8 protein-coding genes are annotated in these 7719 nt (G+C 71.5%); all 8 read right to left on the bottom strand.

Features of this window, described 5'->3' with window-relative positions:
* Positions 1-181 precede the first annotated feature (181 nt).
* Positions 182-1360, bottom strand: coding sequence for a DUF445 family protein (locus tag CLV40_RS06045; protein ID WP_104477858.1), 1179 nt, complete (start codon positions 1358-1360; stop codon positions 182-184).
* 86 nt (positions 1361-1446) lie between these two features.
* Positions 1447-2673, bottom strand: coding sequence for a DUF445 domain-containing protein (locus CLV40_RS06040; RefSeq protein ID WP_104477733.1), 1227 nt, complete (start codon positions 2671-2673; stop codon positions 1447-1449).
* 155 nt (positions 2674-2828) lie between these two features.
* On the bottom strand, positions 2829-3788 hold the full coding sequence (gene rlmB / locus CLV40_RS06035) for a 23S rRNA (guanosine(2251)-2'-O)-methyltransferase RlmB (RefSeq protein WP_104477731.1): 960 nt from the start codon (positions 3786-3788) through the stop codon (positions 2829-2831).
* Position 3789: 1 nt separating this feature from the next.
* Positions 3790-5181, bottom strand: a complete 1392-nt coding sequence (gene cysS / locus CLV40_RS06030; protein WP_104477729.1) for a cysteine--tRNA ligase — start codon at positions 5179-5181, stop codon at positions 3790-3792.
* Positions 5182-5309: 128 nt separating this feature from the next.
* Positions 5310-6002 (bottom strand): HAD family hydrolase, encoded by a 693-nt coding sequence (locus tag CLV40_RS06025; protein WP_245931112.1) that lies wholly within the window; start codon positions 6000-6002, stop codon positions 5310-5312.
* Between the two features lie 17 nt (positions 6003-6019).
* Positions 6020-6415 carry a PPOX class F420-dependent oxidoreductase gene (locus CLV40_RS06020; protein WP_104477726.1) on the bottom strand — a complete coding sequence of 132 codons (396 nt, stop codon included), beginning with the start codon at positions 6413-6415 and terminating at the stop codon, positions 6020-6022.
* 67 nt (positions 6416-6482) lie between these two features.
* A complete protein-coding gene (ispF, locus tag CLV40_RS06015; protein WP_104477724.1) occupies positions 6483-6950 on the bottom strand; it encodes a 2-C-methyl-D-erythritol 2,4-cyclodiphosphate synthase in 468 nt (155 codons plus the stop codon).
* Positions 6947-7669 carry a 2-C-methyl-D-erythritol 4-phosphate cytidylyltransferase gene (ispD, locus tag CLV40_RS06010; RefSeq protein ID WP_104477856.1) on the bottom strand — a complete coding sequence of 241 codons (723 nt, stop codon included), beginning with the start codon at positions 7667-7669 and terminating at the stop codon, positions 6947-6949. The genes ispF and ispD overlap by 4 nt, the downstream gene beginning before the upstream one ends.
* Positions 7670-7719 lie beyond the last annotated feature (50 nt).

Raw genomic sequence — 7719 nt, 5'->3', positions numbered from 1 at the left:
CACCGGAGCTACCCGCGGGTGATCAAACGGAAAATGAGCAACTTCCCGGTCAAACGCGCACGACACCGACAACAACTCCGAAACAGCCGACCACCTCACTCGAACATCACCCTCACCCCGCCCAGCAAGACCCGACACCGCCGCCGACCAGCCGAAACCACCTAACCGACCGGCATTGTGCCTAGCCCAGCATGAGCAGGGCTTGGAGGTGGCCGACCAGGGCGCCGATGACGGCGCCGACCGCGATGAGTTTCCACTCGTCCTGGCGGAAGGCGGGGCGGAGGAGGCCTTCGTACTCCTCGCGGGTCAGGCGGTTCATCTTCTCGGCGATGGTGCCGCCGATGTCGAGCGCCTCGGTGGCGTAGGGGGTGGTGTGGAGGGCCATGGCCGGGAGGTGGGTCATCGCCTTGTCGGCGGCGGCGTGCTTCATCTCCTGGAAGCGTTGGGTGCCGATGGCGACCGCGACGAAGGGTTTGGCGATGCTGGCCTGTTCGTCCACCGACTTGCGGACCAGTTGGCTGATCATCGTGAGCAGTCGCGCGGAGCCGGGGCCGGTGAGGATGCCGTGGACGATGTTCGGGACCGTCATGACCTCCTTGGCGATCAGGGCCCCGTACTGCTTCGCCACCTCCTTGCGGCGCCGCTGGAAGACGCCCTGGAAGGGGATCAGGCCGAGGATCTTCCGGGGTTCTCGTGGGAAGAACACCAGCTTGATGGCCAGCCAGTCGGTGAACCAGCCGATCAGCGCGCCGAAAACCGGCAGTACCAGGGGTTCTCGGGTGATCGCCCACACCGCCGTCTGGACGACGCCCAGGGTGAAGCCGAAGTAGATGCCGCAGCGGGCGATGAAGGCCATCTCCGGGCGCGAGATGTCGCGCACGAGGCGCACCAGGAGTTCCTTGTCGCGCTCCAAGGCCACGACGGCGACCTGCTGCACGTCGAGGAGGTCGCCGATGTTGGCGCGGATGTCGGCCATGACCTTGGCGACCAGCGCCGGGGTGCCCGCCTGGATCTGCTTGATGACCAGGTCCTGGGCCAGCACCGGCAGCATCTCCCACAGCCGCGGGTGGTGCTGCTCCAGCACCTCCCGCGCGATCTGGTCCACCGTCAGCAGCAGCGGCCCCCGGATGCGCCTGGTCACCTCGTCCGGGTCCAGTCGGTCGACGATCTCCTTCGGGTCGACCAGCCTGCTGGTGATCAGGTCCGCCGACACCCGGATCATCCGCGCCGAGTTGCGCGGGACCACCCCCTGCCACCCCAGCCACGGGTCGGCCACGCCGATGAAGCGCAGCGGGCGGAACATCATCTCGATGGCGACGCGCTTGGTGAGGTAGCCGATGACCGCGGCCACGAACGGCATCGACAGGTAGACCGGCCAGTGGCGGGCGAAGTCGTCGAGGAAGGAGTCGACCACCGTGCCTCCGCGCTTGTTGACCGGTCGGTAGCTTAATGCAGGAGGAGCAGAACCTGCAGCTCACCCACGAGGAAGCCGATCACCGCGCCGACCGTGATGAGCTTCCACTCGTCCTGGCGGAACGCGGGCCGCAGCAGGCCCTCGTACTGGATCGGGGTGAGCGCCTGGATCTGGCGGATGATCGTCGACCGGATGTCCAGCGCGTCGGTGGCGTAGCCCTCCAGGTGCCGCAGCGTGTCCGGGATCCGCTCGATGGTCTGCCGCGCGGCCTCGGCCTTGAGCTCCTGGTACCGGCGCGACCCGACGGCCGCGACCAGGAACGGCTTGGCGAGGCTGGCCTGCGCGTCCACCGACCGGCGGACCTCGCGGTGGATCATCGCGTACAGCCGGTCCGAGCGCGGGCCGGTGAGCACGGCCTCCAGCACGTTGCCGACGGTCAGGATCTCCTTGGCGATCAGGTCGCCGTAGTCCCGGGCGACCTCCATCCGCCTGCGCTGGAACATGCCCTGCCAGATGAACGGCCCGAACCGCTTCGGCTGCCGCGGGAAGAAGATCATCTTCAGCGCCAGCCAGTCGGTCAGCCACCCGGTGAGGCCGCCGAAGACCGGCATCACCCAGGCGTTCTTGGTCAGCGCCCAGGTGACGAGCTGGACGAACCCGATGACCAGGCCGAACCAGATGCCCGACCGGGCGATGAACCGCATCTCCGGGGTGGCGGTCTCGCGGATCAGCCGGTTGAGCACGGCCTTGTCGCGCACCAGGTTGCGCACCGCCATGTCCTTGACGTCGAGGATGTCCTCGATGTTGGCGGCGACCTCCCGCATCAGCCGCTCCACCACCCGCGGCGCCTCGGCGTGCACGCGCGCCACGATCCGGCGCTGCAGCCGGTCGGGCAGCACCTCCCAGAGCCCGGGCTGGTAGCGGGCCAGCAGGTCCCGGGTGATCTCGTCGACGGCCCGCTCGATCGGCTCCCGCAACTGCTCGGTGACCCGCTTCGGGTCCAACCGGGCGAACACCTCACGCGGGTTGATGAGGTTGGTGGTCATCAACTCCATCGCCACCGTCGCCATCCGCCGCGCGTTGCGCGGGATGACCCCCTGCCACCCGAACGGCCCCACCCCGACGAACTCGAGCGGCCGGTACATCATCTCGATCGCCGCGCGCTTGGTGATGTACCCGATGGCGGCGGCGATGAGCGGCATGGACAGGTAGACGTGCCAGTGCGCGCCGAAGTCGTCGACCACCGCCTGCCAGTCCATGCCTGTGTCTAGCACCGCGGCGGGCGGTGGTCGTCAACGACCTCAGTGGTCTTCGCGCTCAGGGTTTCCCGGCGGATACACCGGGAGACGCCGTCGGCCGTCATGTCCACAACCGCATCAAAGCACTGTGGACACTGCCCGAACAGCGGGTTCGCTCAGATCCGGCCTGCGATCCGGCGGCGGCGGGCCACCTCACCGAGGACCACGCCCGCGGCGACCGAGGCGTTGAGCGACTCGACGCCCGCGGCCATCGGGATCGACACCGTGGCGTCGCAGGACTCGCGCACGAGGCGGGTCAGGCCGCGGCCTTCGGAGCCGACGACGACGACCAGGGGGCCCGTGGCCAGTTCCAGCTCGTCCAGGTGCATCGAGCCGTCCGCGTCCAGGCCGACGATCATCAGACCGGTCTCGGCGTACGCGCGCAGTTGGCGGGTCAGGTTGGTCGCGATGGCCACCGGGATCTTCGCCGCCGTGCCCGCGCTGGTGCGCCAGGCCACCGCCGTCATCCCGGCGCTGCGCCGCTGCGGCAGCAGCACGCCGTTGGCCCCGAAGGCCGCCGCCGAGCGGATCACCGCGCCCAGGTTGCGGGGGTCGGTGACGCCGTCGAGCGCGACCAGCAGGGGAGCCTCGCCGGTGCCGCGGGCGGCCTCCAGCAGGTCGTCCGGGTGCGCGTAGGTGAAGGGCGGGACCTGGAGCGCCAGGCCCTGGTGCATCGCGCCGCCGGTCAGCTTGTCCAGCTCCGGGCGGGAGACCTCCAGCACCGAGATGCCCCGGTCCGCCGCCAGCCGCACGGACTCGGCCACCCGGTCGTCCGCGTCGATGCCCAGCGCCACGTACAGCGCCGTGGCGGGCACCTCGGCGCGCAGGCACTCGGTCACCGGGTTGCGGCCCGCGACCAGCTCGTTGCCCGGCTTGTCCCGGTTCGCCCTGGCCTGGGTGCGCTTGGCGTCGGCGTTCGCGCGCCGGTTCGCGGCGTGCCCCGGTCGCTCCGCGGCCTTGGGCGTCGGCCCCTTGCCCTCCAGCGCCTTGCGCCGCTGACCACCGGAGCCGACGACGGCGCCCTTCTTCGTGCCCGCCTTGCGCATCGCGCCCCGGCGTTGGGAATTGCCTGCCACGTCAGCTTTCCTTAATGGTCCACAACGGACCGCCGGGGGTGTCCTCGACGGCGACGCCCGCGGCCAGCAGGCGGTCTCGGATCGCGTCCGCCAGGGCGAACTCGCGGTTGGCCCTGGCCCGCTGGCGCTCGTCCAGCAGGTCGCCCACCAGCGCGTCCAGCGCCTGGTGCAGACCCGTGTCGGCGCCGGAGCCCTCCGCCCACCGAGGTGAGAGCGGGTCGAGCCCCAGGACGCCGGTCATCGAGCGTACCGCCGCCGCGGCCTCCCGCGCCCCGGAGTCATCGCCGGAGTCCAGCGCGGTGTTTCCGACGCGCACCGAGTTGTGCACCGCGGCCAGCGCGGACGGGGTCGACAGGTCGTCGTCCATGGCCGCGGTGAACTCCGCCGTCGGCGCGCTCGGCGCCACCGACCCGGTCCGCTGCGCCACCTTCTGCAGGAAGTTCTCCACCCGCTGGTAGGCGCGCACGGACTCCGCCAGCGCGGCCTCCGAGTACTCGATCATCGACCGGTAGTGCGGGCCCGCGAGGTAGTAGCGCAGCTCCTGGGCGCGCACCCGGCTCAGCATCTCCGGGATCGACACCGTGTTGCCCAGCGACTTGGCCATCTTCTCGCCGCTGAGGGTCACCCACGCGTTGTGCATCCAGTACCGGGCGAACCCGTCACCGGCCGCGCGCGACTGCGCCTGCTCGTTCTCGTGGTGCGGGAACACCAGGTCGATGCCGCCGCCGTGCACGTCGAACTCGGGTCCCAGGTACGCCCGCGCCATCGCCGAGCACTCCAGGTGCCAGCCGGGGCGGCCTGCACCCCACGGGGTCGGCCACGACGGCTCACCCGGGCGGGCGGACTTCCACAGCGTGAAGTCGCGCGGGTCGCGCTTGCCCTGACCGGCCGACTCGCCCTGCTGCGCCTCGTCCGGCTTGATCCCGGACAGCTCCCCGTACGCGGGGTAGGAGGCGACGGCGAAGTACACGTCGCCGCCCTGGGCGTACGCGTGGCCCGCGTCGATCAGCCGCTGCATCATCTCGACCATCTGCGGCACGTGCCCGGTGGCCCGCGGCGAGATGGACGCGGGCAGGCAGCCCAGCGCGTTGTAGGCCTCCTCGAAGGCCCGCTCGTGGGTGGCCGCCCACTCCCACCACGGCCTGCCCGCCTCGGCGGCCTTGGTCAGGATCTTGTCGTCGATGTCGGTGACGTTGCGCACCAGCCGCACGTCGGTGCCGCCGTGCTCGAGCCAGCGGCGCATGACGTCGAAGTTCAACCCGCTGCGCACGTGGCCGATGTGCGGGATGCCCTGCACCGTGGCGCCGCAGACGTAGATCGAGGTGACCCCCGGGGTGTGCGGCGTGAACGCGCGCGAACTCCGGCTCGCGCTGTCGTGGATGTGCAGGGACACGGCTTTTCTCCTGAAGGGAGCAGAGCGTTACGAGGGGAAATGGTACGGGTCACCGACCTGGTGACCCTTGCCCGGTTCGTTGCCAGTTCACGAACGGGCCGCGGCGCGGTGCTCGGGGGCTTGGCGTCCTAGTCCGCGATGCCGTGGGCGCGCAACGCGCCGAGCAGCGCGTCGGGGCGGTTCGCGGTCGCCTGCGGCTCCACCCGCTCGAACCGACAGCCGATCGCCGCGGCCGCGCCGTCGGCCGCCGCGCTGTCGCCGACCATCAGGGTGTCGGCGGGGGCCCGGCCGATGCGCTCGCAGGCCACGGTGAAGATCTTGGCGTCGGGCTTCACGACGCCCTCGGCGTAGGAGAGCACGTACTCGTCCACCAAGCCGTCGAGGCCGCGGTGGGCGAAGGTGGCGCGCAGGTCCCACGCGATGTTGCTGACCACGGCGACCGGGATGCCCCTGGCGCGCAGGAGGCGCAGCGCGGCGTCGGTGTCCGGGTACGGCACCCAGGACGCGGGCGCCAGCATGACGTCGTAGAGCCCGGTGGCGGTGCCGTCGGCGAGGTCGAAGTGCGGGGCGGTCAGCGCGGACTCGTAGGACGCGCGGTGCAGGTCTCCGTCGAGGTCGCGGCGGTGCCACGCGTCGTGCAGGTCGGGCGGCAGGTGCTCCGGGACGCCGGTCGGCACGGTGAGCGTGGCGAGGATCTCCGTGTACCGCGCGGCGGTCAGCTCGGCGCCGTCGCGGTGGCGCAGCCCGCGGACGCTCTCGGCACCCGGCTCCAGACGGAACAGGGTGCCCGAGAAGTCCAGGAGGACGCCGTGGATGGCCACGGTTCCCAAGGTAGAGGTCAGATCGCGCGGCCCGTCACACGGGTCGGAGTGATCCGCACCACAACGCGTTCGGCACCCGGCGCGTCCGCCTTGTAGTCCTCGCCGGTGTACTTGCGCGCCAGCGTGTGGATCAGTTCGCCGCCGCCCTCGGTGGTCAGCTCGGCCGTGCCGCGGACCTCCGCGTAGGCGTACGGGTTGTCCGCGGCGTAGATCGTCAGGCTGACCCGCGGGTCCCGGCGCAGGTTCCGCTCCTTCTTGCGGCCCACGAGCGTGGACAACAGGATGTCGTCGCCGTCGCGGGTGACCCACAGGACCGACGACTGCGGGCTGCCGTCGGCGTTGATCGTGGACAGGACCGCGAAGTTCGGGCCGTCGAAGAGGGCGCGCGCCGCGTCGGAGAGAGTTGCTGCCATATCCGCTGAACCTAGCCGTGATCAGCGGGTTCGGCCCGGCCGGTCCCGGTGGGCGGGATGTGTGCTTTCACTCGGACGGCAGCAGCAACGCCGTGGCCACCGCCGCGATGCCCTCGCCGCGACCGGTCAGCCCGAGCCCGTCGGTGGTCGTGCCCGACACCGACACCGGCCCGCCGACCGCCGCGGACAGCACCTCCTGCGCCTCCGCCCGCCGCTTGCCGATCTTCGGCCGGGTGCCGACGACCTGCACCGCCGCGTTGCCCACCCGGTACCCGGCCGCCTCGACCCGCACCCGCACCTCGGTGAGCAGTTCCGTGCCGTGCGCGCCCGCCCACTTCGGGTCGCCGGTGCCGAAGACGGCGCCCAGGTCGCCGAGTCCCGCGGCGGACAGCAGCGCGTCGCACAGCGCGTGCGCGGCCACGTCCCCGTCCGAATCACCCGTGCAGCCCGCCTCGCCCGGCCAGTGCAGGCCCGCGATCCAACACTCCCGGGCTACGTCGATCGGGTGAACATCGGTGCCGATCCCGACCCTCACGAGTTCTCCTGTCCGGCCAGCACGGCCTCGGCAATCGCCAGGTCAAAGGGGGTTGTGACCTTCATCGCACAGGCGTGGCCGGGCACCGTGGCGACCGGCACGCCGATCTTCTCCACGAGCCCCGCGTCGTCCGTCGCGGAGTCGCCCGCCTCGGCGTACGCCCTGGTCAGGACGTCGGTGGCGAAGCCCTGGGGGGTCTGCACGACGCGCAGGGCGGACCGGTCGGGGGTGGCGAGCACGGTGCCGTCGAAATCGACCTGCTTCACCGTGTCGGCCATCGGCAGGACTGGGATGACGGCGGGCGCCCCGGACGCTACGGCGGCCACTACGGCACGGATGACCGAGGGCGGGGTGAACGCGCGCGCGGCGTCGTGCACGAGGACGACGCGCACGTCGGGGACCGCCTTCACGGCGTGCTCGAAGGCCCGGCGCACGGAGTCGGTGCGGTCGGCGCCGCCGGGCACGACATCGGCCGGGAGATCCGCGTCACGCAGCAGCGCCGCGACCACCTCGACGTCGGCCGGAGGGGCCGCAACCACGACATGCCGCACGCAGCCCGCGTTGAGCAGGCCGCGCACGGCATGGGTGAGCAGAGCGGTCCCCCGCACGGGGACCAGTGCTTTGGGCATCCCGTACCCGAGGCGTTCGCCTCGGCCCGCGGCGGGTACGACCGCCACCGCCCGCGCGGTGGGCTCGCCCCCGGCTGCGTCGGGTGCCATCTGGAGTTCGGGCATGGGTCAGTCTGGCAAGCCGGTCACATCGCTGCGCC

This window comes from Actinokineospora auranticolor, from assembly GCF_002934265.1.
Taxonomy (GTDB): Bacteria; Actinomycetota; Actinomycetes; order Mycobacteriales; family Pseudonocardiaceae; genus Actinokineospora; species Actinokineospora auranticolor.
The sequence above is the reverse complement of the archived record's forward strand: the minus strand, read 5'-3'. Positions and strand labels throughout refer to the sequence as shown.